Source organism: Pseudomonas sp. MM213, assembly GCF_020423045.1.
Classification (GTDB): domain Bacteria; phylum Pseudomonadota; class Gammaproteobacteria; order Pseudomonadales; family Pseudomonadaceae; genus Aquipseudomonas; species Aquipseudomonas migulae.
In genome coordinates, this window is sequence record NZ_CP081943.1 from 3507832 (window position 1) to 3531913 (window position 24082).

Genomic DNA, 24082 nt, shown 5'->3' on the forward strand with positions numbered 1-24082 from the left:
TGAAATGCTGTTGGCGGCGTTGCAGATGTCCGCAGACTAGCGGTAAACGAAGAGGTAATGAAGGTTATTGCTACAAATGGCTACAAAAAGTCTACGAACAAAAAAAAGCCCCGAACCAGTCGGGGCTTCTTTCGAGGATGCGGCCTCTGTTCAGTTCAGGTTAACGAACCCCGGTCTGACGCAATGCCGCCGGCGTGAAGTCGCTGGTGGTGGCAGTGAAACCGAAGTTGTATGCCGACTTCTCTTCGTTCTTCATGCCCAATGCCAGGTAACGGCCGGACTGCAGGTCGTAGAGGGCTTCCAGGGTGTACCAAGGCACTTGAACGTTGTAGTAGTTCTGGGAGTGAGCTTCCGCTACACGCCAGAGCTGGTTACGACCGTCGTAGTGATCGATCACCGCTGCTTGCCAGGTATCTTCGTCGATGTAGAAGTCACGCTTGGCGTAGATGTGACGCTGACCTTCCTTCAGGGTTGCAACCACATGCCAGACCCGGCGCAGCTCGTAACGAGCCAGGTCCTGGTTGATGTGACCGGCCTTGATGATGTCGGCGTACTTCAGCTTCGGATCGTCGAGCTTGTAGCTGTCGGAGGCGATGTACATCTCTTTCTTGCCTTCGAGCTTCCAGTCGTAACGGTCCGGTGCACCGTTGTACATGTCCAGGTTGTCGGAGGTACGCAGGCCGTCCGCCGCGGTACCCGGCCCGTCATAAGACACTTGCGGAGCACGACGCACACGACGCTGACCGGCGTTGTAGACCCACGCCGAACGTGGTTCCGCCACCTGATCGAGGGTTTCGTGCACCAGCAGCACACCACCGGCCAGACGTGCAGGCGCGGTCACTTCCTGTTTGAAGTAGAACAGGATGTTGCCCGGGTTCGCCGGATCGTAATCCTTCATCTTGTCGCGGAATACGAACTGATCCTGGAAATACACCAAGCTGTACGAGCCGTTCGGCTGCGGGGTGGCCTGGGTCACCAGACGGGTCACGCTGCCACCGCGATAACGGGTGATGTGGTTCCAGATAACCTCAACGCCGCTCTTTGGAATCGGGAACGGTACGGCTGTCTCGAAGTTTTTCAGCCCGTTGCCGCCGGACACCAGCTCCGTGGCGGTGGCGTTTCTCTTGATGGCAGCGAACACGTCATCCGGCACGGTCGCGCCGCGATGGGACGGGTAAACCGGCATCTTGAAGGTTTCCGGGTAACGCTTGAACATCGCGTACTGGCCTGGAGCAAGCTTGTCCTTGTACTGATCGACGTTCTGCGCCGTGATGGTGAACAGCGGTTTTTCACTGGCGAACGGGTCGGACAGGAAACCTTTGGCGTCGGCGGTGCCGGCGTTCTTCGCCATCGGCTTCCAGGCTGGAATCGAACCGTCAGCGTTGCCCGCCATCTCGGCGCCCATTGGCGTCAGGCTCTTGCCCAACTTGTCCGCTTCGGCCGCAGGGACCGCTGCCATCACACTGGTCGCCAGCAGCGTTAGCCCCAGAACTCCAGCGTTGAACAGACTCTTTGTTGTTTTCATAGGTGTGTTCGTCCTGAAAATGCAGTGCTTAGAAGTTCACGCCGAAGCTGAGCGCAACGAAGTCGCGGTCATCCACGGTGGTGTACTTGCCGTCAAAGAAGTTGGTGTAGGCCAGGGACGCGGTGTAGGTGTTCTGGTACTCGGCATCGAGACCCAGGCTGACCGCTTTGCGACCTTCCTCGAAGTTGCCGCCAGGGCCAGGCGAGTAACCGTCTACGTCATGGGACCAGGCGATGTTCGGCTTGAAGTTCACACCGGCGATCACGTCGTTGTATTCCCAGATCGCACGAGCGCGATAGCCCCAGGAGTCTGTGGTGGTGAAGCCATCGTTTTCGCAGTAGCGGTTGACGTTGTTTTGCGGACCGCCTGCCAGGGTCGAAACGTTCAATGCCTGGCACTGACCATTTGGCAATGGACCTGGGCCGTAGCTCGGGTCACGCCCGTAACGGGCTTTCGAAGTGCTTTCCAGGCCGCCGACGTGAGTCCAGCCAACCTCGCCCACCAACGTCAGTCGCTCGGCACCCATCACCTGATCGAAGAAGTGAGTGAAGGTTGTCTGCAGTTGAGACACTTCCTTGCGACGATAGCCATGCTGATCCGCACCAGGCTGCCCTTGCAGTACGGAAACGCTAGGGTTCAGTGGCGTCAGGCCGGAAAAGAGGATGTCGGTGGTGTTGAGCTGTACCGGTGCGTTCGGACGGTAGCTGAACTCACCACTCCAGGCGGTGCCGGTAGGCAACGTGGTGGAGAAGCTCAGGCCATAAAGCCGGATATCTTCCGGGTATTCGATGAAGTAGCTGGAGTTACCCGCCACCACCAATGGCAGGGTTTGCGCCGCCAGTCCGTTCGCGCCACCCACGATGCCAGCCGCGGTTCCCAGCGGAATGCCTGTGCCAACCAGTGCGCCAGTCAGAGCGCCACCCAGTGCCTGTGCGTTATAGGCGCTCGCCGGAGCCCCCTTGCCGCTGAAAATAGGCGCACGGCTGTGGTAGTTCATCATGTAGGCACCGAATTCGGTGTCCAGCGGCTCGAACATGTACTTGAAGGACACGCCGAACTGGCCACTGTCACGCGCATCGCGATCCGGACCGCGACGAACGATCGCGCCTTCGTCCGGGTTACCCCAGTTCACGCCCCTGGCAGTCAACGTGTTGAGGACAGCGTTGCGCGAGGCGGCTGGCAAACGAGCGGCCGTCAACGAGTTGTTGAGCCCGTTACGGGTCCGCAGCACGGCCAGGTTGTTATCGCAGCCATCGGAAATCACGTCCGGTTGCGAGAAGAACGTACCGCAGTTGTCGGTAACGGTCTGGTCCCATTCCAGTTGATAGAACGCTTCCGTGGAAAGGTTCTCGGTCAGGCTCTGGGACACGTAGAACATGTTGACCGGGATCAGGCCTTCCTTGATCTCGGCACCTGGACGGCGGAACGCGGAAACGTCGATCGGGTTGATCGAGTTGATGCCGCCGCCGATGAACGTACTCTCGCCCCAGCTGACCACTTGTTTGCCCAGACGCACGGAACCCGGCTGATCGGCAACCGAGTAGTTGTGGTAGACGAAGGCGTCGAGAATTTGCCCGCCGGAGGACTTGGCGCCTTCCTTGCGGTTGTTGTCGCTGATGTCCTTGAACGGACGGTCTTCGTCTTTGAGTTCGAAGTCATACCAGTATTTGCCCCGGACGAAGATGCCGGTGTCGCCGTATTTCAATTCAAGGTCATGGATGCCTTTGAAGATCTTCGAGAAGGTTTCCCCGCTCTTGAAGTTCAAGTGGCCGTCATCGGAGGTCTGGGACAGGCCACGACCACCGTTGTTGACGCCGATGAGGTTCTTGTTGGCACTCTCGGTAGACCAACTGGCACCAATCGACAGGGATGAGTCGAACTGACCTTCGATTTCACCAACGTTGAAACTGACGCCGAATGCGGGCCCGGCGAGCGAAGAGGCAAGACTGACAGCCAGAGGCAGTTTTGCCCGGCGCCAGAACTGGTTTACTGATGTCATCGACGCTACTCCATGTGCATTATTGTTATGGCATTGAGTACTTTTAAAAACGCTGTGGTTGACCGGAAGCCAAGGCATTCCGAATTCACTCCAAAGTTGCATCGCCCCGTTTTGTGCGTGTGCCCCGTTCTTAAAAATCCTTGAGCGGACTATAGCCAGCAGGTAGTACTGCTTGATCCCTCTAAAGTGTGATTTGCAGCTGCCGGCCACTCTGGAACAGTCCTTTCGCCAAGCCGACACCTGTCGGCACGGGAATGATGGCTGAAAATTCTGATTTCACAAGCCAAGCGCTTGCTTGGTGGGGCTGGCGTGCCATTTCGGGCACGCCGGAAGACGCTTAAAGCGTCGAGAGGAAGGTGCTGTTGTTGGCTTGCCATTCAGTGATGTCGAGGCGAATTCGCTTCTTGTCGAGTTTGCCGACACTGGTCTTGGGAATTTCAGTAACAAGGGCGATCTGGCTCGGGATGGCCCACTTGCTCAGGTGCCCCAGTTCCACAAATGGCTTGAGGTGTTCCTTGAGTTCCCTGGCCCCGATTACATGGCCCTCGCGGATCACCAGCAAGGCAAACGGGCGTTCGCCCCACTGCGGATCGGCAATGCCCACCACTGCTACTTCGCGTACCGCTGCATGGCGACTGATCAGGTCTTCCAGGTCCAGGGAGGAAATCCATTCGCCGCCGGTCTTGATCACGTCCTTGATCCGGTCGCGAATGTCGATCACGCCCATGCTGTCCAGCGTCGCCACGTCCCCGGTGTGCAGCCAGCCACCGGCCCAGAGCTCCGCGCCCTTCTGCGGCTCATTGAAATAGCCTTCGGTGAGCCACGGCGCACGCAGCACCAGTTCACCCTGGGTCTCGCCATCGGCGGGCAGGAAGTTACCGTCGGTGTCGACAATGGCCGCTTCCACCAAAGGCCCCGGCACGCCGGCCTTGATCCGGTACGTGGTGCGTTCGTCTTCGGTGCCCGCCATCAGCTCATCATTGAGGTGCGCACAGGAAACCAGCGGGCCGGTTTCCGACATGCCGTACGCAGCGGTCAGCTGAATGCCTTTGGCTTTGGCGGCTTCGTACAACGCACGATTCAATGCACTGCCGCCGATGACGATTTTCCAGCCGCCGAAGTCGGTGCCTTGCGCCGCCTTGGCGTTGAGAACCATCTGCAGGATGGTCGGTACGCAATGCGAGAAGGTGACCTTTTCCTTGCGCCACAGCTCCACCAGGTATTCGGGATCGTAGCGCCCCGGATAAACCTGCTTGAGCCCGAGCATGGTCGCCACATACGGCAAGCCCCAGGCGTGCACATGGAACATCGGGGTGATCGGCATGTACACGTCGTTGGTGCCCAACAGTCGCACGCTGTCGATGGCGCCCATGATGGTCGACACGCCCATGGTGTGCAGCACCAGCTGCCGATGGGTGAAGTACACGCCTTTGGGATTGCCGGTGGTGCCGGTGGTATAGAAGGTGGTCGCGACCGAATTTTCGTCGAAATCCTGGAAGTCGTACTGCGTGCTTGCGGCCGCCAGCAACTGCTCGTATTCACCGACGAGGTTCGGCAGGTCGGCGGTTTTTTCCGGCAAGTCGGTCAGCAGCAGGGTTTTCTCGACGGTGGTCAGGTGCCCGGCAATCGCGTTGTACAGCCCGACGAATTCGCTGTTGACCAGCACGAAGCGGTCCTCGGCGTGATTCATGGTGTAGAGGATCTGTTCCGGCGACAGGCGCACGTTGATGGTGTGGATCACCGCGCCGATCATCGGAATGGCAAACATGCATTCCAGATAACGATGGCTGTCCCAGTCCATCACCGCCACGGTATCGCCGGCCTTGACGCCGGCCGCCGTCAGCACGTTGGCCAGGCGTGCGACCCGTTCGATCAGGGTCGGATAGCTGTAGCGCAATTGATCGCGGTAAATGATCTCGCGGGTTTTCTCATAGCGCGCGCCGGACATCAGCAGCCGTTTGATCAGCAGCGGATACTGGTAAGCGCCTTCGGCTGGGGGGATAACGCGAGTCTGCAACATAAGAATCCCTTTTCTGACTGCACGGTCGTGGCTGAAAGTAAGCACTCTAGTGCCCTTCCATGACAACCAAATCAGCCGAAGGAATGATTTGCAACATTCAGCAAATGCTAGCGTTGCGCCAGCATTTAACTACTGTCCAGACCTGTAGGAGCCGGCTTGCTGGCGATGGTCTTGCAGGCGCCGCATCCTTTCCAGAATAGATGCGTCATCGTTAAAGACCATCGCCAGCAAGCCGGCTCCTACAAAGGGTGGTGTTCGTCGATCAGTGCATTTCGGTAAACGCGAGTTTCACGCCGATGGCGATCAGCACGGCGCCCATGGTCCGGTCGAACCAGTGGCCCATGCGGGCAAAACCGGCGCGTACACGCTGCTGGCTGAACAGCATCGCCACCAGGCAGAACCAGAAAGCCGTCGCCGCCGCCAGGTAAACCCCGTAACCGGCCTGCACCGCCAATGGCGTATGCGGATTGATCACCACAGTGAACAACGACAGGAAGAACAGCGTGGCTTTCGGGTTCAGACCGTTGGTCACGAAACCCGAGGTGAAGGCGCCGCGAGCGGTGCGCTCACCCGCTTCCTTGTGCAGATCGTCAGTCACCGGTTTGGCCGGTTGCGCGCGCAGGGCCTTGAAACCGATGTACAGCAGATACGCGGCGGCCGCCCATTTCAAGGCGTTGAACAGCACGATCGACTGGGACACGATCAGGCCGATACCGAGCAGCGAATAACCGACGTGCAGGAAAATCGCCGTACCGACACCCATCGCCGTCCAGGTGCCGGCGCGACGACCGTGGGTCACGCTCTCACGCACCACCACGGCGAAATCCGGGCCGGGGCTGGCGACGGCCAGCAGGTGAATCAGGGCAACGGTCAAGAACTCTGTCCAATACATGCGGGCTCCTCAAAAGGCAGATCGATAAAAGTACGCTCAAGGCGTCCGCAATCCCTGTGGGAGCGAGCCCTGCTCGCGATGAGGGAGTGTCAGTCGCAAAACTCTTGTCTGACACACCATTTTCGCCGGCAAGCCGGTCTCGCTCCCAAAGGGGTCAGCGTGCTATCCGATGATGCGTAACGATTTGTTTCATCTGGTAGGCTCGGCAGATTACGCCTTCAGTTCAATGCACAAAAGGTACAGTTGATGACGAACTCTCGCCGCGCCGTTTTCCTCGACCATCCCTCGCTGGACCTCGGTGATCTCGACCTCAGTCCATTGCGCGCCTGCTTCGATGATTTGCAACTGTTTGCGCAGACCATGCAGGATCAAGTGATCGAACGCCTCAAGGGCGCCACCGTCGCCATCAGCAACAAAATCCTGATCGACGCCGCCGCCATCGCCGCCAGCCCCGAGCTGAAGCTGATCCTGATCACCGCCACCGGCACCAATAACGTCGATCTCACCGCCGCCCGCGCCCATGGCGTGACCGTCTGCAACTGTCAGGGTTACGGCACGCCATCGGTGGCGCAGCACACGATCATGCTGTTGCTGAACCTGGCGACGCGCCTCGCCGATTATCAGAAAGCCGTCGGTGAAGGTCGCTGGCAACAGGCGAAACAGTTCTGCCTGCTGGACTACCCGATCGTCGAACTGGAAGGCAAAACCCTCGGCTTGCTCGGTCATGGCGAACTGGGCGGCGCGGTCGCACGACTGGCCGAAGCCTTCGGCATGCGCGTGCTGCTTGGGCAGATTCCGGGGCGCCCCGCCCGACCGGACCGTTTGCCGCTGGATGAACTGCTGCCGCAAATCGACGCGCTGACGTTGCACTGCCCGCTCAACGAACACACTCGCCACTTCATCGGTGCCCGCGAACTCGCCTCGATGAAACCCGGCGCTTTTGTGGTGAACACCGCCCGTGGCAGCCTGATTGATGAACAGGCGCTGGCCGACGCCTTGCGTAGCGGCCACCTCGGCGGTGCGGCCACCGACGTGTTGAGCGTCGAACCGCCGAGCGCCGGCAACCCGTTGCTCGCCGCCGACATTCCACGCCTGATCGTTACGCCGCACAACGCCTGGGGCAGTCGCGAGGCGCGGCAGCGGATCGTTGGCCAATTGACCGAAAACGCGCAGGGATACTTCAGCGGTAAGGCGCTGCGGGTCGTCAGTTGATAAACTGCGGCACTTTTTTCAAGGAGCAGAGTATGGATCCGCGCAGTGAAGTACTGCTTCGTCAGGCCGAGTTATTCCAGGGTTCAGTGCTGTTGGCCGGCTTGCCCGCCGATGATTTGCTCGGGCGCCTGCCCGACGCCCACGGCTGGTGCTGGCACGCCGGCGATCAGGCCGCGCTGGATGCCCGCTTCACCGAGCGCAGCCATTTTGGCGTGACTGCGCCCGAGCGCGAATTCGACACCGCCGTGGTGTTTCTGCCCAAATCCAAGGACCTCACCGATTACATCCTCAACGCCCTCGCCTCTCGCCTGGCCGGACGCGAGTTGTACCTGGTGGGTGAAAAACGCAGCGGCATCGAAGGCGCGGCCAAACAACTGAACCCGTTTGGCAAACCGCGCAAGCTCGACAGTGCGCGTCATTGCCAGCTGTGGCTGGTCACCGTGGCCGATGCGCCGCAAGCCAAATCCCTGGAAAGCCTGGCCCAGACCTACGAGTTGCCGCTGGCCGAAGGTCCACTGAAAGTCATCAGCCTGCCGGGCGTGTTCAGCCACGGTCGACTGGATCGCGGCAGCGCGTTGTTGCTGGAGCACCTGGACAAATTGCCAAGCGGCCATTTGCTGGACTTCGGTTGCGGCGCCGGTGTTTTGGGCGCGGCGGTCAAGCGTCGTTATCCGCACAATCAGGTCACGCTGCTCGACGTGGATGCGTTTGCCGCCGCCAGCAGTCGCTTGACCCTGGCTGCCAATGGTCTGGAAGCGGACGTCATAACCGGTGACGGAATCGATGCCGCACCGATGGGTTTGAGTGCGATTCTGAGCAACCCGCCGTTCCATGTCGGCGTGCACACCGATTACTTCGCCACCGAGAACTTGCTGCGAAAAGCCGCCAAACATCTGAAAAACGGTGGCGAACTGCGGCTGGTCGCGAACAGCTTCCTGAAGTACCAACCGCTGATCGAAGAGCACCTCGGCGTGTGTGCGATCAAGGCCGAAGGTCAGGGTTTCCGAATCTACCGGGCCAAACGCGGTTAGCAATTTGTACTTGCCCTATCGGATTTGCCTAGGCAGAATCCGCTCCGTCCTAGGGGAGTAGTCTCCCACGAGCGCCATGCTCGTCCGGCATACGTCAACATACTTGGTCCTCAGACCATGGCGTATGCGACCCAAGCGTCCGCATCAGACGGATCGCCAGGGTTTGACAAGACCTATGACACGAACACCTTACCCGGGGCGGGAAGGCTGTACGTGTCATAGCCGTGTCGACCCGCCCCTTAGGAAAACCCTGATGCTGGATTCACTTCTCGTTCCCACCGCAATCGTTGCCTTGGCCGAAATCGGCGACAAGACGCAACTGCTCGCGCTCATCCTTGCTGCCCGCTTTCGCAAACCGTGGCCAATCATCGCCGGCATCGTCGCCGCCACCCTGGCCAACCACGCGGCAGCCGGTGCGGTAGGTGCCTGGGTCGGCAGTTTCTTCTCCGATGCGGTGTTGCACTGGATCCTCGCCGCGAGCTTCGCTGCGACGGCATTGTGGACACTGGTGCCGGACAAGATGGATGACGATGAAGCCAGCACCGCCCGCAAATTCGGGCCGTTCCTGACAACATTGATCGCGTTCTTCCTCGCGGAAATCGGTGACAAGACCCAGATCGCGACCGTGATGCTGGCCGCGCAATACCCGGAACTGTGGCTGGTGATTATCGGCACCACCCTGGGCATGTTGATTGCCAACGTGCCGGTGGTTTTGGCGGGTAACTTTGCGGCGGACAAATTGCCATTGACCCTGATTCGTCGACTGGCGGCGTCGGCGTTCTTCGTCCTGGCGATTGTCGCGGTGTACAAGGCGATGCAGAGCAGTGGGTGGGTTTGACGTCGTAGGTCGTTAGACCGCGTTATCGTTCATCGCGAGCAGGCTCGCTCCCACATTGGAATGCAATCACCTGTGGGAGCGAGCCTGCTCGCGATGAGGCCCGAGGCTTCAAAACATAACTATCAGGACTTCCGCGCGTTCTCGTACAACGGCATCACCTTCGGAATCGCCGCCTGCAACGACGCAATCCGACTGGACGACGCCGGGTGAGTGCTCATGAACTCCGGTGGCGAACCTTCCGAGGCCTTGCTCATCTTGTTCCACAGGGTGATTGCGGCGTTCGGGTTGTAACCGGCGCGGGCCGCCAGTTCCAGGCCGATCAGGTCCGCTTCGTTTTCATTGGCGCGACTGTTGGGCAGCGTCATGCCGTAGTTGGCCACGGTGTCCGCCAGGGCCAAACTGTCCTGACCCAGACCGAGCAAGGCGCCCGCGCCCTGCTTGGCCATTTCGATACCGTACGCCTTGGACATCGCTTCACGACCGTGCTCACGCAGGGCGTGGGCGATTTCATGGCCCATGATCGCGGCGATTTCATCGTCGGTCAGTTGCAGGCTGTCGATCAGCCCGGTGTAGAAAATGATCTTGCCGCCAGGCCCGCAGTTGGCGTTGAGCTCGTCACTCTTGATCAGGTTGACTTCCCATTTCCACTGGGCCGAATCCGGACGGAAAATCGGCGCCTGGGCGATCAGCCGATCAGCGATCACCTGGATGCGCTTGGCATCGTTGCTGGTCTTGTCCAGCACACCTTTGTTGGTCGCCTCGCCAACGGTCTTTTGATAAGACTGGGCGTACATCTGGTTGACCTCGTCCGAGGACAACATGCTGAACATGTACTGCTTGCGCTCCACGCCCACGGCTCCGCCGCTGGTGGTGTTGACCGACTGACAACCCGCGAGCAGCAGACCCGCGCTCAGAGCACACAAAACCAATCGCTTGTTCATCACAAAACTCCCTCGAAACATGCCGCGTATCCTAGGCGTCGATTTGTATCGGCGCCAGATACAACAGACATACAGACGTGGATTTCGGACAAAGCTCTCATCAACAGTAGGAAAAAATTCACATACCGCCACCCGCCACGGCCAGTCACGGCCGGCAATGATTCAATTGCGACATCGACGGCTCCAAAACAGCCATTTCGTCGCACCTCACTCATGGCCCTCGAGCCCCCTGCCGATACAGCACCGCAGAAGTCCTCTTGCGTGCGGAGCACCCATGAAATTCAAGTCCATCCAGTTTTCCGTGGCGGCCCTCGCTGGCGCCATCGTATTAAGTGTCGTGGCAGCCCTGGTGCTGTACGCGCTGTTTTCCGGCGCACGGACGCAAGACATGGTTCAGGATCGGACCCAGGCGCAATTCGAGCAAGTCATCGAACAACGCCTGACGTCCCTGGCGCAAACCCAGGTCAGCCAGATCCAGCGTGAACTCGAAGCGCCGCTGCTGATTGCCGGCGGACTGGTGCGGGTCAACGCCCTGATCGGCACGCCAGGCGCCGATGGCCAGCCGCAACTGAACCTGAGCCGCGAGCAATTGATCAGCCTGATCAAGGAAAACGTCGCCAAAAACCCGAAGATTCTCGGTACCTACATCGGTTGGGAAAAAAACGCCCTCGACCACAACGACGCAGCCTACGTCGACACCAAGGTCGTCGGCATCGACGCCAGCAACGGGCGCTTCCTGCCGTGGTGGTTCCGCAACGAAGACGGCAGCCTGGGCCTGGACAAACTGGTGGACGTCGACGACCAGAAAACCCTGTCTACCGGCGTGCGCGCCAGCGAGTACTACCTGTGCTCGAAAGAAACCAAGAAATCCTGCGTGATCGATCCGGCGCCCTACAAGGTCGGCGACAAAATCGTCATGCTCGCGTCCTTTATTGAACCGATCATGCTCAACGGTGCGTTCCAGGGCATCGTCGGCGCCGACCTCTCGGTGAACTTCATCCAGGAAATGCTCCTGGGCGCGAACCAGAAGTTGTACAACGGCTCGGGCGTCATGGCGCTGATCGGCGGTAATGGCCGGATCGTTGCCTACACCAAGGACCCGAGCAAATTCGGCGAGAAGGTCAGTGACATCCTCGACAGCCAGCAGATCGCCAACATGGCCAATCTGAAGCGCGGCGAAGTCACCTACACCGTCGACAAGGCCCAGGGCCGGATCGAGTTGTACCTGCCCTTCGGCATCGGCCAGACCGACGCTCGCTGGACGCTGATGCTGCAACTGCCGCTGAACGCGGTGATGGCCGACCTGCAAAAACTCCAGGCCGACCTGAACACCCAGCGCAAATCCGACACCTTCGGCATGGCCATGGTCGGTCTGCTGATCGCCGGCGTCGGCTTGCTGGTGATCTGGCTGGTGGGCCACGGCATTGCTCGCCCGCTGAAACAAATGGTGGCCATGCTCGACGACATTGCCAAAGGTGAAGGCGACCTGACGCGCCGCCTGACCAGTGATCGCGCCGACGAACTGGGCTCGATCGCCAAAGGGTTCAACACTTTCCTCGCCAAGTTGCAGGCCATGATCACCCAAGTGGTGACGTCGGTGCAGAGCGTCAGCGATTCGTCGGAACACACCGCTGACATCGCCATCCGCACCAACATTGGCGTGCAGAAACAAATGGTCGAGATCGACCAGGTCGCCACGGCGGTGCATGAAATGACCGCTACCGCCCAGGACGTGGCGCGCAACGCGACCCAGGCGGCGCAAGCGGCCAGCCATGCGGATCAGGCGGCCTCTCAGGGCAAACAGATCGTGCGGGATACGTCGAACTCGATCGGCGTGCTGGCCGTGGAAATCGGCAAGGCTGTCGGCGTGGTGCAAAACCTGGCCAAGGACAGCGAGAACATCAACGCGATCCTCACCGCCATTCGCGGCATCGCCGAGCAGACCAACCTGCTGGCCTTGAACGCCGCCATTGAAGCGGCACGGGCCGGCGAGCAGGGCCGTGGCTTTGCGGTGGTGGCCGATGAGGTGCGCAACCTGGCGCAGAAAACCCAGAAGGCCACCGAAGAAATCCAGACCATGATCCAGCAGCTGCAACAAGGCACGCGCGATGTGGTGCGGGTCATGGAAGACAGCCAGAACCGCACCGACGAAAGCGTGCAGCATGCGGCGAAAGCGGCCGAAGCGCTGGATGCGATCACTCAGGCGGTGTCGGTGATCAACGACATGAACACGCAGATTGCCAGCGCGGCCGAGGAACAGAGTGCGGTGGCGGATGACATCAACCGGAACGTGATCAACATTGGGCAAGTGGCCAATGAAGTGGCGGGCGGTGCGGATGAATCAAGCGCGGCGAGTGCGGGGTTGACCAAGCTGGCTGAGCAGCAGCGGCGGTTGATCAATCAGTTCAAGGTTTAAGGATTGCCGGAAGGTCCTGCGGACCTTATCGTCGGAACGCCGCCCGGAGCCGGCTCGCTCCCACAGTTGATCTTCAGTGAACACAAAATTTGTGTACCACACAGATCTCCTGTGGGAGCGAGCCTGCTCGCGATGGGGCCAGCCCAGACAACGCATCAACCGGGGGTCAAACACTCCGGCCCATTCAACTTCGGATCATTCACCAGATTCGCCAACACCCGCTCGCGCAACACCGCGGGTTCACTGGCCAGTAATCCCTGCAGCACATGCAACGGCGTCTCGGGATCGAGCCACGCCTTCTGCCCCGCCGCATCCAGGATCAACGGCCGACGCTGACTCGCCGCCGGTTGCGTGATCACGGCCGTGCTCAGCCACACCTGTTCCTGCACCGGATACGCCTCCCAGATCGCCGCGAAAAACAGCGTCGAGCCCTCCCCCGGCGTCAGCCAATACGGGCGCTTGCGCGTCGTGCCACGCCATTCGTAAAAACCGTTGGCCGGCAACAGGCAGCGGCGCTCGCGCAGGGCCTGGCGAAACATCGGTTGCTCGGCCACGGTTTCGGCGCGGGCATGGGCCGGCGTGCGGGACAGATCGGTGAGCCACGGCGGCGTCAACCCCCAGCGGGCGCGGGCCAATTCACGCTCGCCGTCGGCGCCGGCACGCAGCATCAACACCGAATCATTAGGGGAAATATTCCACTGGGCCTGCTGATCGGCGGGAAAGCCAGGCAGGGCCGCGAAGGCGGGATTCCAGCGAAACAGGGCATAACGTCCACACATGGGGCAACACGACTCTTGATCAAACGAACGTCAGCCTAACAGACCAGCGTGCCGGGAAAGCTTTCCGGTTCATCGCCGGGCATCGGCAGCGCGGCATTGTACGCGGTGATCAACTCCCGGGCGTATTCGGCCTGGTCGTTATCCACCGACAAGCCCAGCAGGCCGAAGATCGGCAATTCGCCGGTGCCGCCGAGCAAATCGCGGCCGACCAGATGCGCCTCGACGCCCTCGCTGGCCAACATGCTTTGCAGCAACTCGCCTTCCATCAGGTTTTCCGGTTCGTAGATTCGCTGCATGGATGCCCTCACTCGTTCTCGCTGAACACTTCGAGATGCCACTCCTCTCCATGAACCTGCAACACAAACGTAATTGGCCGACAACACACCTGACAGTCCTCGATATAGGTCTGATCACCCGCCGACAAATCCACAGTCGTCTCGACCTCTTCACCACAATACGGACATTCATACTCTGCAGTTTCCAGCATCGCGGTCTCCCAAGTGACTTGTGCGTATAATCGCCGGTCTATTTGCAGGGCTATTTTTGTCTGGCTAACTTTTCAGACCGTGCCCCGTTGGTTTTCGATCAAAACCTTTACTTACCCTAGCCGTTTCTAACAAGAGAGCATGATGGGCGAATTCGATGCCATCCGACCTTACGACGACAGCGAAGTCCCAGCAGTGCTGGCACGCTTGCTCGGCGACAAGGCGTTTCTAGATATCCTCACCCACTTCCGCTTCCCGCGTTTTGCCGGTGCCTTCGGCTGGATGCTCAAACCTCTTATAGCTCATCGGCTGCGCCGTGAGTTCGCCGGCATCGATTCGGTGGCCACGCTGCAGGACAAAGTCGAGTATTACGTCGACCACACCATCGAGCGCGCCACGGACGGTGTCACGTACACCGGCGTCGAGCAATTCAAGTCCGGCAGCGCCTACCTGTTCATCGCCAACCACCGCGACATCGTGATGGACCCGGCCTTCGTCAACTATGCCGTGTACCACGCAGGCCTGCCGACGCCGCGCATCGCGATTGGCGACAACCTGCTGCAAAAGCCCTTCGTCAGCGACCTGATGCGCCTGAACAAGAGCTTCATCGTGCACCGTTCGATCACCGGTCGCCGCGAGAAAATGGCGGCTTATCAGCTGTTGTCGGCGTACATCAACCACTCGATCCGCAACGATTGCGCCTCGATCTGGATCGCGCAGGCCGAAGGCCGGGCCAAGGACGGCGACGACCGCACCGAGTCGGCGATCCTCAAGATGTTCCACATGAGCCGCAAGGACGAGCCGTTCGGCGAAGTCATCCGCTCGCTGAACGTCACCCCGGTGTCGATCAGCTACGAATACGACCCGTGCGACCAGGCCAAGGCCCGCGAACTCTACATCCGCGCCACCACCGGCACCTACACCAAGGCGCCAGGCGAGGACGACGTGAGCATCGCCAAGGGCATTACCGGCTACAAGGGTCGAGTCCACGTGAACTTCGCCGCGCCGATCACCGAGCTGTTCGAAGACACCAAGCAATTGGCGATCGAGATGGACAAGCAGATTCTCGGCGGCTACCGCTTGTTCCCGGTGCACTACCTGGCTTACGCGCAATGGAAGGATGCCGACCCGCAGTTGCAGGTGCCGAAAGCGTCTGATGTGTTTGCCGCCGACGAACTGGCGAAAGCCCAGGAAGAATGGCAACAGCGCCTGGACGCTTGCCCGGAAGAACATCGTCCGTTCCTGGTGCTGCAATACGCCACGCCGGTGCGCAATCAGTACCGCGTGAAGGCCGGGTTGCCGCTCTAGCAGTGGCCTGGGCACGCACTCTGTAGGAGCGAGCCTGCTCGCGAAAAACGTTCAGACACCGCGTTTATTCAGACTGCACGCGTTATCGTTGACGTCCATCGCGAGCAGGCTCACTCCCACATTGGTTTTACGGTGTGTTCAGACGCGCGTGCTGATCCATGACACCAGCAGCGCCAACCCCAGGCAGGCGAAACCGAAGCGATAGAAAAACCGGTTCATGCGCAAGGTCGCCCCATCCAGCATCAACATCGGCTCATCGATGCGACGGCTCTGGCTCCGCGCTTCGAGGCTGGCCAACGCGCGTTGTTCGCGACGACGCGTGGCGTGCAGCAGCCAGCTGCCCGGAAAGGCCAGCAGCAAGGCGAGCAGGTTGATCAATTTGGCGGGATGGGCGGTAAACAGCGTCATCAAATGCAGCGACATCACGAACCTCGGACAAAACAGATGTGGCGGAAGCCAGATCGACGACCGCGGCGCGGATTCTACCGAAAGCCGTCCCTCCTGCCCGCCGCTATACGATAAATAACTCACCATTTGGCAGATTCCTGCCCTGCGTCACGGCTTCGTCATCTGAATGCGCCAATCTCTCGCCCCACCAAAACCGACATGGACACCGTCATGCTGCACGCTGAAAACCAGGATCGCCTCTATCTCATTGCTCAAAGCGACGAACAACAAACTTTGGTCGGCAGCCTTGCCTTCAACGTTCAGGATCGTCATTGGCTGGTGTATTGCGCGCTGGGCGGGCATCAACATGCGGACCTGCCGGAGGCTGATTTGCTGACGGGCGTGAGTGTGCTGGAGTTTTACTCGCAAGCCGCCTGACACCAACCCCAATGCCCTTTGTAGGAGCGAGGCTTGCCCGCGAAGGCGGTGTATCAGCCGACATCGATATTGAATATTCGACCGTCTTCGCGGGCAAGTCGGATCGCCGCACCGCTCGCTCCTACAGAGGGCTAGGTGAATTCGAGATATCAGCAGGCACAAAAAAGCCCGGGGCCATTGCTGGCGCCGGGCTTTTTTGATTTCAGCGAAAACTTATTCGCCGAGAATCTGACCCACGGTCGGGTCCTTGAACAGGCGCGTCAATGCATCGCTCAACACATCGCTGACCAGCTTGGTATTGGTTTCCTGGTTCGGCGCCATGCCGAAACGCTGATCCAGGGATGCACCGTAACGACCGCTGTAGCGGCGGTTGGCGTTCTGCACGTCAGAGCGGAAGGTCGCGCCGATGGTCGCCTCGGTCACATACATGCCTTCTTTAGGCGACTGATACTTCAGCTCGGCCAGGGTCACGGTCAGTTGCGGGGCATTCGGCGCATTGTTAGTCGGGGTAAAGCCGAGCAAGCGCACGGCCGCTTCGGCCTGGGCCTGCAGCTTCGGCAGAATCTGCGCGCCCTGCACCGTGATCGCGCTGGTCTCCGGATACAGACCGCCACGGGTGCCCAGGGTTGGCGACGGACGACCGTCCACCACACGCACCACGACTGGCTGGCCATGGCCGACCGGTGCCAGCTGAGTGGTCAGCTTCGGCTCCGGACTCAGTTGTTGCGGGCTGTGGGCGCAGCCAACCAGGGTCAAACTGGTCACAGTGATCAAACCGAACAACAGGCGTTGCAACATGCTCTTCTCTCCAGAATCAGGCACAAACAGGCCGGCAGTATAGCGGTGCGCCACTGCGGGTAACTAGCGTCATGCAACGAATACCGGAATCTCAGACAAACCCCGTGGACCGCGGTTCCTGTCACACATCGTTCACCCTCCTTTCACCGGCACGTCACGACTTGCTGACAACGTATGCGGTAAATCCCACGAGGTATTTCCCATGCGCCTTCTCGTCTCCCTGTTCACACCGCGCCCGTTGCATCGCTGCTTCGCCCTGCTCGACCGCAACGGCCATTGCCAGGCATTCAAGCAGTGCAGCCTCCAGCCGATGGGCGATGGCTGGGTCGAAATCGAAGAAATCCGCCTCAACTGGCTGCACCATCCCCTGCCCGCCAGCGCCCGTGTCAACCAGCGCCAACCCCGTGCTCGCGCTCAACAACTGCTGGCGACCTGACCAGACGCCTAATAAAAGTCATTAAACACGTCCATTTCCCCGCGTTTCTTAGATACAATCTCCCCCCGATTATAAGGACGTCTCCTGATCGGGCCTCGCAGCAATCGTCAATGCTTCGGTATTGGCACCCCGCACCGCCCACAGAGAGCCGCCCACACAGATCGAGTGAAGCTGGCGCGCTTGCTGTTCCTTGAGCAAAAACCCCACTTTTCGCGAATCTGCAGAGCTGTCATTACGCTCGGTCACTGAGCTGTTTGCCCGTTTTGCCTGTCATGTATTCCATGGCGGCGATCCATCCGGGCACGGTGCCAGGCTGGGACAGCCCTTTTTTGAGGTTCACGTCTTCAAAAGAGCGTGAAAAAAACGGGTTTTCACAACTTCACAAGAGTGTGGCGAGCAAATGAATAGTTTTGCGTCTGAACATGCACCATTAGCGTCTGAAACAGCCCAACGACACAGGACCGAGTATTCCTCGAACACCGGAGCCTGAAGCCTGTCCGCTACGGATTTGGTTGCACAAACGGATGTCTCGACCATAAGTCGAATTGCCAGTCGCGCGTTGAAATGAGTTCATTGACCTCATAAACCCGGCCGGTAGCGTCCGTCGAAGTTGCGATAAATTGCGAAGATTCGGACATGGCAACACTGCCATGGGTACCTGGGGCATCACTGACACGCCCCGAACGCCTGGCAGCCATGCCGACAATTTGGTGCTGCAGATTTTGGAGACGCGTTAAATGGCGCATAACGAAGCAGTCGACGTAGTACTGGTTGGGGCCGGCATCATGAGTGCCACCCTCGCTGTACTGCTCAAAGAGCTCGACCCCGCGATCAAGCTGGAAGTCGTCGAGCTGATGGATTCCGGTGCCGCGGAGAGTTCCAACCCGTGGAACAACGCCGGTACCGGTCACGCCGGGCTGTGTGAGCTCAATTACACGCCGCAGGCCGCCGACGGCACCGTCGACATCAAGAAAGCCGTGCACATCAACACTCAGTTTGAAGTGTCGAAGCAGTTCTGGTCCTACCTGACCAAAAAAGGCACCTTCGGCTCGTGCAAGACCTTCATCAGCCCGGTGCCGCACCTGAGCTTCGTCCAGGGCGACAGCGGCGTGTCCTTCCTCAAGGAACGCTTCAAGGTGCTGAGCAAGCACCACGCCTTCGCGGACATGGAATACACCGAAGACAAGGCAAAAATGGCCGACTGGATGCCATTGATGATGCCGGGGCGTGACGCTGGCGAAACCCTCGCCGCCACCCGCGTGATCAATGGCACCGACGTCAACTTCGGCGCGCTGACCAACCAGTTGCTCAAGCACCTGACCAGCGCACCCGATGCCCAGGTCAAGTACTGCAAGCGCGTGACCGGCCTGAAGCGCAACAACGGCGGCTGGACCGTCAGCATCAAGGACGTCAACAGCGGCAATACGCGCGAAGTCGACGCCAAATTCGTGTTCCTCGGCGCGGGCGGCGCGGCATTGCCGCTGTTGCAGGCCTCGGGCATCGAAGAAAGCAAAGGCTTCGGCGGCTTCCCGATCAGCGGCCAGTGGCTGCGTTGCGACAACCCGGAAGTGGTCAAGCATCACCAGGCCAAGGTGTACAGCCAGGCTGCCGTGGGTTCGCCACCGATGTCGGTGCCGCACCTGGACACTCGCGTGGTCGATGGCAAGAAGTCCCTGCTGTTCGGACCTTACGCCGGTTTCACCACCAAGTTCCTCAAGCACGGCTCCTTCATGGACCTGCCGATGTCGGTTCGCGCCGGCAACATCGGCCCGATGCTGGCCGTGGCGAAAAACAACATGGACCTGACCAAGTACCTGGTCAGCGAAGTGATGCAGTCGATGGAGCAGCGTCTGGATTCCCTGCGTCGCTTCTACCCTGAAGCGAAAGCCGAAGACTGGCGCCTGGAAGTGGCCGGCCAACGGGTGCAGATCATCAAGAAAGACCCGAAAAAGGGCGGCGTTCTGCAGTTCGGTACCGAACTGGTCGCGGCCAAGGACGGTTCCCTTGCTGCCCTGCTGGGTGCTTCGCCAGGCGCGTCGGTGACCGTTTCGATCATGCTGGAACTGATCGAAAAATGCTTCCCGGCCCAAGCGTCCGGCGAGTGGGCAGCCAAACTGGCGGAAATCTTCCCGGCCCGGGAAAAGGTTCTGGAAACCGATGCTGCGCTGTATCGCAAGATCAACGCGCAGAACAACATCGCGCTGGAACTGGTTGAAGAAAGCAGCGAGACACCAAGCTTCGCTTGATCGTCGCGCATAAAAAACGCCCCGTTCTCATTGAGAGCGGGGCGTTTTTTTATGCCTGTTTCACGACAAACCTGATCCTGTGCGCCTGTTCCTTGGCAAATCTGACCCTGTAGGAGCCGGCTTGCTGGCGATGGCATCACCTCGGTATGTCAGGTCCACCGAGGGGATGCAATCGCCAGCAAGCCGGCTCCTACAAAAGCGGGTTTAGCCGCGGGCTTTTTCGATCAGCTCGATGTAGTCCGGGGCGTTGCGCTGATCCTTGATCAGGGCAATGAAGTCGTTGCCGTGCTCGTCCTTGCCGTCCAGATCAAATCCGGCCTCGACGAAGAACGTCAGAAAACGCTCGAAGTCGTCGATACGCAGGCCACGGTAGGCCTTGATCAGTTTGTGCAGGGACGGCGAAGTGGCGTCGACCGGTTCGAAATCGAGAAACAACTTGATCTGCTCGTCGCCGATCTCGTCACCAATCACTTGTTTCTTATCTTTACGCATTGCCGACTCCAGCTCGCAGACATTTCACGGGGCGGGCAGTTTACCCCTCACTGGCCGCCGGGCTCAACGCGGACGAACGGCCCCGGTGTGCAGATCGGCCCAGACATGACCGTTGGCGTAGCTGAGGAACTGGCAATACACCGTGTCATTGCGCAGCAAGTCGATCACCACGCGATATTGCGCCATCGGGTAAAACAGCGTCAGGGTTTTGCTCTTGTCGTCGTAGATCGGCTTTTTCAGGCTTTTGCTTTCGCCATCGAAGTTGACCAGCACCTGATTGATGGTCGCGCCCTTGTTCAAGGATTTGCCCTTGAGGCGGATCAGCAGCGGAGACGTTACCGGGATCGGTTGTTGGGTGGACTGCCGTTGGCTGCCGACCACCACCGAATACTCGGTGACCTGCAGCAATTGTTGCTGCTCCGGTTCGGCATCACGCAGCGTCAGGTCGTCAGGCGGCAGAAACTGCCCGTGCATCAGCGCCGGCGCGGCGGCCAGCGGCAGGCTGAGGGTCAGCAACAGGGCGGCGCAGCTGCGGATCAAAAGGCTCATGACGGGCTCCGAAAGGCGGGGCCGGGCACTTTAGCATGGGTACACACCGTCCCTGTAGGAGCGTGGCTTGCCCGCGAAGGCGGTGTGTCAGTCGATAACTAAGGGACTGACACACCGCCTTCGCGGGCAAGCCACGCTCCTACAAGGGCCGGGTATCAATCGAACTGCGCGCGCATCCAGGCCTGATACTCGGCTACGCCCGGCTCGCCTTCGCGCGGCGCCCAATCAGCCAGCTCACCTTCGCCCACAGGACGATAAGGACCAGCCTTGCACTCGAACATCAGGCTGTCGGCTTCCAGCACCACCAGGCCATGAAACACACCGGTTGGCAGGTCCACGCCGACGCAGTCGCCAGCGGCCTGCAGCACTTGCTTGCGCACCACCGCGCCGGACTCGTCGAAGATCAACACGCCAAGCCGTCCCTTGAGGACCAGCAAGGTTTCAGCCTTGTTCTCCCCCAGATGACGATGAGGCGGGATGTACGTGCCCGGCTGCAAACCCACCGCCATGCGATGGCAAGCGTCTTCCATCTGATGAAAGTTGTGGTGCTGGCGTCCACGCGGATTGGCCGCTGCTTTCTCGGCCAACTCAGTGAACAAGGTTCGATCAAGAAAGCTTGGCGCGGCCATGTGCTTACATCCCTTTAACGGCAAAAATCCCGTTGGCGTTACGCCAGTAGCCTTTGTAGTCCATGCCGTAACCGAAGATGTAGCGGTCGATGCACGGCAAACCGACGAAATCGGCTTTCAGGTCCGGACGAGCCTTGCGGTCGTGGTCCTTGTCGATCAGCACGGCGGTGTGCACTTTGCGCGCGCCGGCGTGTTTGCAGAAGTCGATGATCGCGCCCAGGGTGTGACCTTCGTCGAGGATGTCGTCGATGATCAGCACGTCACGGTCGATAAACGACACTTCAGGCTTGGCTTTCCAGAACAGGTCGCCGCCGCTGGTTTCGTTGCGATAACGGGTGGCGTGCAGGTAGGACGCTTCCAGCGGGAATTGCAGATGGGTGAGCAGCTTGCCGGCGAAGATCAGGCCGCCGTTCATCACGCAGAACACCACCGGGTTAGTGTCAGCCATTTGTTCATTGATATGTGCACCAACGCGGGCGATGGCCGCCTCGACTTCAGCTTCGGTGTACAGGCAGTCAGCCTCTCGCATGATTTGACGGATATGCTCGAGATCAGCGGACATGGCGCTCTCCAAGGGGTGGCATTCAGGAAAAGCGGGCAAAGGTACGCATCCCGCACGGCCAGATCAAGCGTTTGTGGACTAACGTACTCTATTGTCTATAGGACAACACCCTCGGATAGATTAATCTAGGCCGGTTTTTTTGCCCGCCGCCGGAGCCTTTCCCATGCCCATCCTCGAGATCCGCCATCCGCTGATCCGTCACAAACTCGGCCTGATGCGCCGCGCAGACATCAGCACCAAGAATTTCCGCGAGCTCGCTCAGGAAGTCGGTGCCCTTTTGACCTATGAAGCCACCAAAGACCTGCCGCTGGAATCCTACGACATCGAAGGCTGGTGCGGCACCGTGTCGGTCGAGAAAATCGCCGGCAAGAAAATCACCGTGGTGCCGATCCTGCGCGCCGGCATCGGCATGCTCGAAGGCGTGCTGAGCCTGATCCCGGGCGCCAAAGTCAGCGCCGTGGGCGTGGCCCGCAACGAACAGACGCTGCAAGCCCACACGTATCTGGAAAAACTGGTTCCGGAAATCAACGAACGCCTGGCAATGATCATCGACCCGATGCTCGCCACCGGCAGTTCCATGGTTGCCACCATCGACCTGCTGAAAAAAGCCGGTTGCCGCGACATCCGCGCCATGGTGCTGGTCGCCGCGCCGGAAGGCATCGCCGCTGTGGAGAAGGCTCACCCGGACGTGACCATCTACACCGCTTCCATTGACGAGAAACTCAACGAACACGGTTACATCATCCCGGGCCTGGGCGATGCCGGCGACAAGATCTTCGGCACCAAGCAGAAGGACGCTTGAGCATGCAGCAAGAGTTCAACGATCCGCTCTGGCGCACGGTGCTGTCGGGTGCGCAGATGCTGTTCGTGGCCTTTGGCGCGCTGGTATTGATGCCGCTGATTACCGGCCTCGACCCGAACGTGGCGCTGTTCACCGCCGGTTTGGGGACGATTCTGTTCCAGATCGTCACCGGGCGTCAGGTGCCGGTGTTCCTGGCATCGAGCTTCGCCTTCATCACCCCGATCATTCTCGCCAAAGGCCAGTTCGGCCTCGCGGCGACCATGGGCGGTGTGATGGCGGCGGGTTTTGTCTACACCTTCCTCGGCCTCGCCGTGAAGATCAAAGGCACCGGTTTCATCGACCGTTTGCTGCCACCGGTGGTGATTGGTCCGGTGATCATTTCCATCGGCCTGGCCATGGCGCCAATCGCCGCCAACATGGCGATGGGCAAGGCTGGCGACGGCTCCGAGCTGATTCATTACCAGACAGCCATGCTGATCTCGATGCCCGCGCTGCTGACCACGCTGATCGTCGCGGTGTTCGGCAAAGGCATTTTCCGCCTGGTACCGATCATCTCCGGCGTGCTGGTCGGTTTTGCGATGGCGTTCTATTTCGGCGTGGTTGATACCGCGAAGATTGCCGCTGCACCGTGGTTCGCGATCCCGAACTTCACTGCGCCGGAATTCAACTGGCAGGCGATTCTGTTCATCGTTCCGGTGGCATTGGCCCCGGCCATCGAGCACATCGGCGGCGTGATCGCCGTGGGCAGCGTGACAGGCCGCGACTACCTGAAGAAGCCAGGCCTGCACCGCACGCTGCTCGGCGACGGCATAGCAACCACCGCAGCCGGCCTGTTCGGCGGCCCGCCCAACACCACGTACGCCGAAGTGACCGGCGCGGTGATGCTGACCAAGAACTACAACCCGAAAATCATGACCTGGGCGGCGATCTTCGCCATCAGCCTGGCGTTCATCGGCAAGTTCGGCGCGTTGCTGCAAAGCATTCCGGTGCCGGTAATGGGCGGGATTCTGTGCCTGTTGTTCGGTTCGATTGCGGCGGTGGGGATGAACACGCTGATTCGCCACAAGATCGACCTGGGCGAGGCGCGCAACCTGGTGATCGTTTCAGTCACGCTGGTGTTCGGGATTGGCGGCGTGCTGGTCGGCACCGGCACCGGCCCGGACGACTTCGGCCTCAAAGGCATCGCGCTGTGCGCGGTGGTGGCGATTGCGCTGAACCTGTTGCTGCCGGGGAATGACAGCTGGAAGCACAAGAAGGCGGATGAGCCTTTGTTGTAAACCAGCCTTTAGATCGCCTT

At 59.9% G+C, this 24082-nt stretch carries 24 protein-coding genes, 1 pseudogene and 1 riboswitch; of the genes and pseudogenes, 11 read left to right on the top strand and 14 right to left on the bottom strand.

Features of this window, described 5'->3' with window-relative positions; genetic code table 11:
• Positions 1-160 precede the first annotated feature (160 nt).
• The 4 genes from K5R88_RS15870 to K5R88_RS15885 form a co-directional block, all read right to left on the bottom strand.
• The gene (locus K5R88_RS15870; protein ID WP_008037263.1) at positions 161-1525 is read right to left on the bottom strand and encodes a DUF1329 domain-containing protein; all 1365 of its coding nucleotides are present in this window, start codon (positions 1523-1525) and stop codon (positions 161-163) included.
• A 28-nt stretch (positions 1526-1553) separates the two neighbouring features.
• Entirely contained in the window at positions 1554-3524 is a 1971-nt protein-coding gene (locus K5R88_RS15875) for a DUF1302 domain-containing protein (protein ID WP_226298028.1), read from the bottom strand.
• A 337-nt stretch (positions 3525-3861) separates the two neighbouring features.
• Entirely contained in the window at positions 3862-5544 is a 1683-nt protein-coding gene (locus K5R88_RS15880) for a fatty acid--CoA ligase (protein WP_008025929.1), read from the bottom strand.
• A 262-nt stretch (positions 5545-5806) separates the two neighbouring features.
• Positions 5807-6436 carry a LysE family translocator gene (locus tag K5R88_RS15885; RefSeq protein ID WP_008025927.1) on the bottom strand — a complete coding sequence of 210 codons (630 nt, stop codon included), beginning with the start codon at positions 6434-6436 and terminating at the stop codon, positions 5807-5809.
• Positions 6437-6682: 246 nt separating this feature from the next.
• Here K5R88_RS15885 and K5R88_RS15890 point away from each other — a divergent pair, with 246 nt between their 5' ends.
• The 3 genes from K5R88_RS15890 (at position 6683) to K5R88_RS15900 (ending at position 9517) form a co-directional block, all read left to right on the top strand.
• Positions 6683-7648: a 2-hydroxyacid dehydrogenase gene (locus tag K5R88_RS15890; RefSeq protein ID WP_226298029.1), complete on the top strand. Its 966-nt coding sequence runs from the start codon at positions 6683-6685 to the stop codon at positions 7646-7648.
• 32 nt (positions 7649-7680) lie between these two features.
• Entirely contained in the window at positions 7681-8679 is a 999-nt protein-coding gene (locus tag K5R88_RS15895) for a class I SAM-dependent methyltransferase (RefSeq protein WP_008025924.1), read from the top strand.
• Positions 8680-8718: 39 nt separating this feature from the next.
• A riboswitch (yybP-ykoY riboswitch) is annotated at positions 8719-8844 on the top strand.
• A gap of 88 nt (positions 8845-8932) precedes the next feature.
• Positions 8933-9517 carry a TMEM165/GDT1 family protein gene (locus K5R88_RS15900; RefSeq protein ID WP_008025922.1) on the top strand — a complete coding sequence of 195 codons (585 nt, stop codon included), beginning with the start codon at positions 8933-8935 and terminating at the stop codon, positions 9515-9517.
• Positions 9518-9639: 122 nt separating this feature from the next.
• Here the strand turns inward: K5R88_RS15900 and K5R88_RS15905 are convergent, their stop codons facing one another.
• On the bottom strand, positions 9640-10458 hold the full coding sequence (locus K5R88_RS15905; protein WP_192228959.1) for a M48 family metallopeptidase: 819 nt from the start codon (positions 10456-10458) through the stop codon (positions 9640-9642).
• Positions 10459-11911: 1453 nt separating this feature from the next.
• Here K5R88_RS15905 and K5R88_RS30985 point away from each other — a divergent pair.
• Both K5R88_RS30985 and K5R88_RS30990 read left to right on the top strand, forming a co-directional pair.
• Positions 11912-11971: pseudogene (locus K5R88_RS30985) on the top strand (hypothetical protein); the annotation flags it as partial.
• Positions 11972-12169: 198 nt separating this feature from the next.
• Positions 12170-12874: a methyl-accepting chemotaxis protein gene (locus tag K5R88_RS30990; protein WP_425288159.1), complete on the top strand. Its 705-nt coding sequence runs from the start codon at positions 12170-12172 to the stop codon at positions 12872-12874.
• A gap of 155 nt (positions 12875-13029) precedes the next feature.
• On the opposite strand, the gene K5R88_RS15915 is transcribed toward K5R88_RS30990, so the two are convergent.
• From K5R88_RS15915 to K5R88_RS15925, 3 genes are read right to left on the bottom strand one after another with little or no spacing between them, the layout of a single operon-like run.
• The gene (locus K5R88_RS15915) at positions 13030-13653 is read right to left on the bottom strand and encodes an SOS response-associated peptidase (protein WP_226298030.1); all 624 of its coding nucleotides are present in this window, start codon (positions 13651-13653) and stop codon (positions 13030-13032) included.
• Between the two features lie 35 nt (positions 13654-13688).
• The gene (locus K5R88_RS15920; RefSeq protein ID WP_008025915.1) at positions 13689-13949 is read right to left on the bottom strand and encodes a putative signal transducing protein; all 261 of its coding nucleotides are present in this window, start codon (positions 13947-13949) and stop codon (positions 13689-13691) included.
• Between the two features lie 8 nt (positions 13950-13957).
• Positions 13958-14140, bottom strand: coding sequence for a CPXCG motif-containing cysteine-rich protein (locus K5R88_RS15925; RefSeq protein ID WP_192228957.1), 183 nt, complete (start codon positions 14138-14140; stop codon positions 13958-13960).
• Between the two features lie 139 nt (positions 14141-14279).
• Between K5R88_RS15925 and K5R88_RS15930 the strand changes: the two genes are divergently transcribed.
• Positions 14280-15446 (top strand): 1-acyl-sn-glycerol-3-phosphate acyltransferase, encoded by a 1167-nt coding sequence (locus K5R88_RS15930; protein WP_223413682.1) that lies wholly within the window; start codon positions 14280-14282, stop codon positions 15444-15446.
• 138 nt (positions 15447-15584) lie between these two features.
• On the opposite strand, the gene K5R88_RS15935 is transcribed toward K5R88_RS15930, so the two are convergent.
• Positions 15585-15869 (bottom strand): hypothetical protein, encoded by a 285-nt coding sequence (locus tag K5R88_RS15935; RefSeq protein ID WP_192228956.1) that lies wholly within the window; start codon positions 15867-15869, stop codon positions 15585-15587.
• Between the two features lie 195 nt (positions 15870-16064).
• Between K5R88_RS15935 and K5R88_RS15940 the strand changes: the two genes are divergently transcribed.
• A complete protein-coding gene (locus K5R88_RS15940) occupies positions 16065-16271 on the top strand; it encodes a hypothetical protein (RefSeq protein WP_008025908.1) in 207 nt (68 codons plus the stop codon).
• A 213-nt stretch (positions 16272-16484) separates the two neighbouring features.
• On the opposite strand, the gene K5R88_RS15945 is transcribed toward K5R88_RS15940, so the two are convergent.
• Complete coding sequence (locus K5R88_RS15945) at positions 16485-17069, bottom strand: YajG family lipoprotein (RefSeq protein ID WP_192228955.1); 585 nt, start codon at positions 17067-17069, stop codon at positions 16485-16487.
• 202 nt (positions 17070-17271) lie between these two features.
• Between K5R88_RS15945 and K5R88_RS15950 the strand changes: the two genes are divergently transcribed.
• Together K5R88_RS15950 and mqo are read left to right on the top strand one after the other, a co-directional pair.
• Positions 17272-17505 (top strand): hypothetical protein, encoded by a 234-nt coding sequence (locus tag K5R88_RS15950; protein ID WP_008025904.1) that lies wholly within the window; start codon positions 17272-17274, stop codon positions 17503-17505.
• Positions 17506-18242: 737 nt separating this feature from the next.
• Positions 18243-19751 carry a malate dehydrogenase (quinone) gene (mqo, locus tag K5R88_RS15955; RefSeq protein ID WP_008025902.1) on the top strand — a complete coding sequence of 503 codons (1509 nt, stop codon included), beginning with the start codon at positions 18243-18245 and terminating at the stop codon, positions 19749-19751.
• Positions 19752-19955: 204 nt separating this feature from the next.
• On the opposite strand, the gene K5R88_RS15960 is transcribed toward mqo, so the two are convergent.
• The 4 genes from K5R88_RS15960 to K5R88_RS15975 all read right to left on the bottom strand — a co-directional run bounded on the left by K5R88_RS15960 (position 19956) and on the right by K5R88_RS15975 (position 21983).
• Positions 19956-20243 (bottom strand): PA4642 family protein, encoded by a 288-nt coding sequence (locus K5R88_RS15960; protein ID WP_223450265.1) that lies wholly within the window; start codon positions 20241-20243, stop codon positions 19956-19958.
• A gap of 63 nt (positions 20244-20306) precedes the next feature.
• Positions 20307-20792, bottom strand: coding sequence for a hypothetical protein (locus K5R88_RS15965; protein WP_008025899.1), 486 nt, complete (start codon positions 20790-20792; stop codon positions 20307-20309).
• A gap of 155 nt (positions 20793-20947) precedes the next feature.
• Positions 20948-21421: a WbuC family cupin fold metalloprotein gene (locus K5R88_RS15970; protein ID WP_226298031.1), complete on the bottom strand. Its 474-nt coding sequence runs from the start codon at positions 21419-21421 to the stop codon at positions 20948-20950.
• 4 nt (positions 21422-21425) lie between these two features.
• Complete coding sequence (locus K5R88_RS15975) at positions 21426-21983, bottom strand: hypoxanthine-guanine phosphoribosyltransferase (protein ID WP_008025895.1); 558 nt, start codon at positions 21981-21983, stop codon at positions 21426-21428.
• Positions 21984-22146: 163 nt separating this feature from the next.
• Between K5R88_RS15975 and upp the strand changes: the two genes are divergently transcribed.
• Positions 22147-22785, top strand: coding sequence for a uracil phosphoribosyltransferase (gene upp / locus K5R88_RS15980; RefSeq protein WP_008025893.1), 639 nt, complete (start codon positions 22147-22149; stop codon positions 22783-22785).
• Positions 22786-22787: 2 nt separating this feature from the next.
• Positions 22788-24062: a uracil-xanthine permease family protein gene (locus K5R88_RS15985; RefSeq protein WP_008025891.1), complete on the top strand. Its 1275-nt coding sequence runs from the start codon at positions 22788-22790 to the stop codon at positions 24060-24062.
• Positions 24063-24082: the final 20 nt, after the last annotated feature.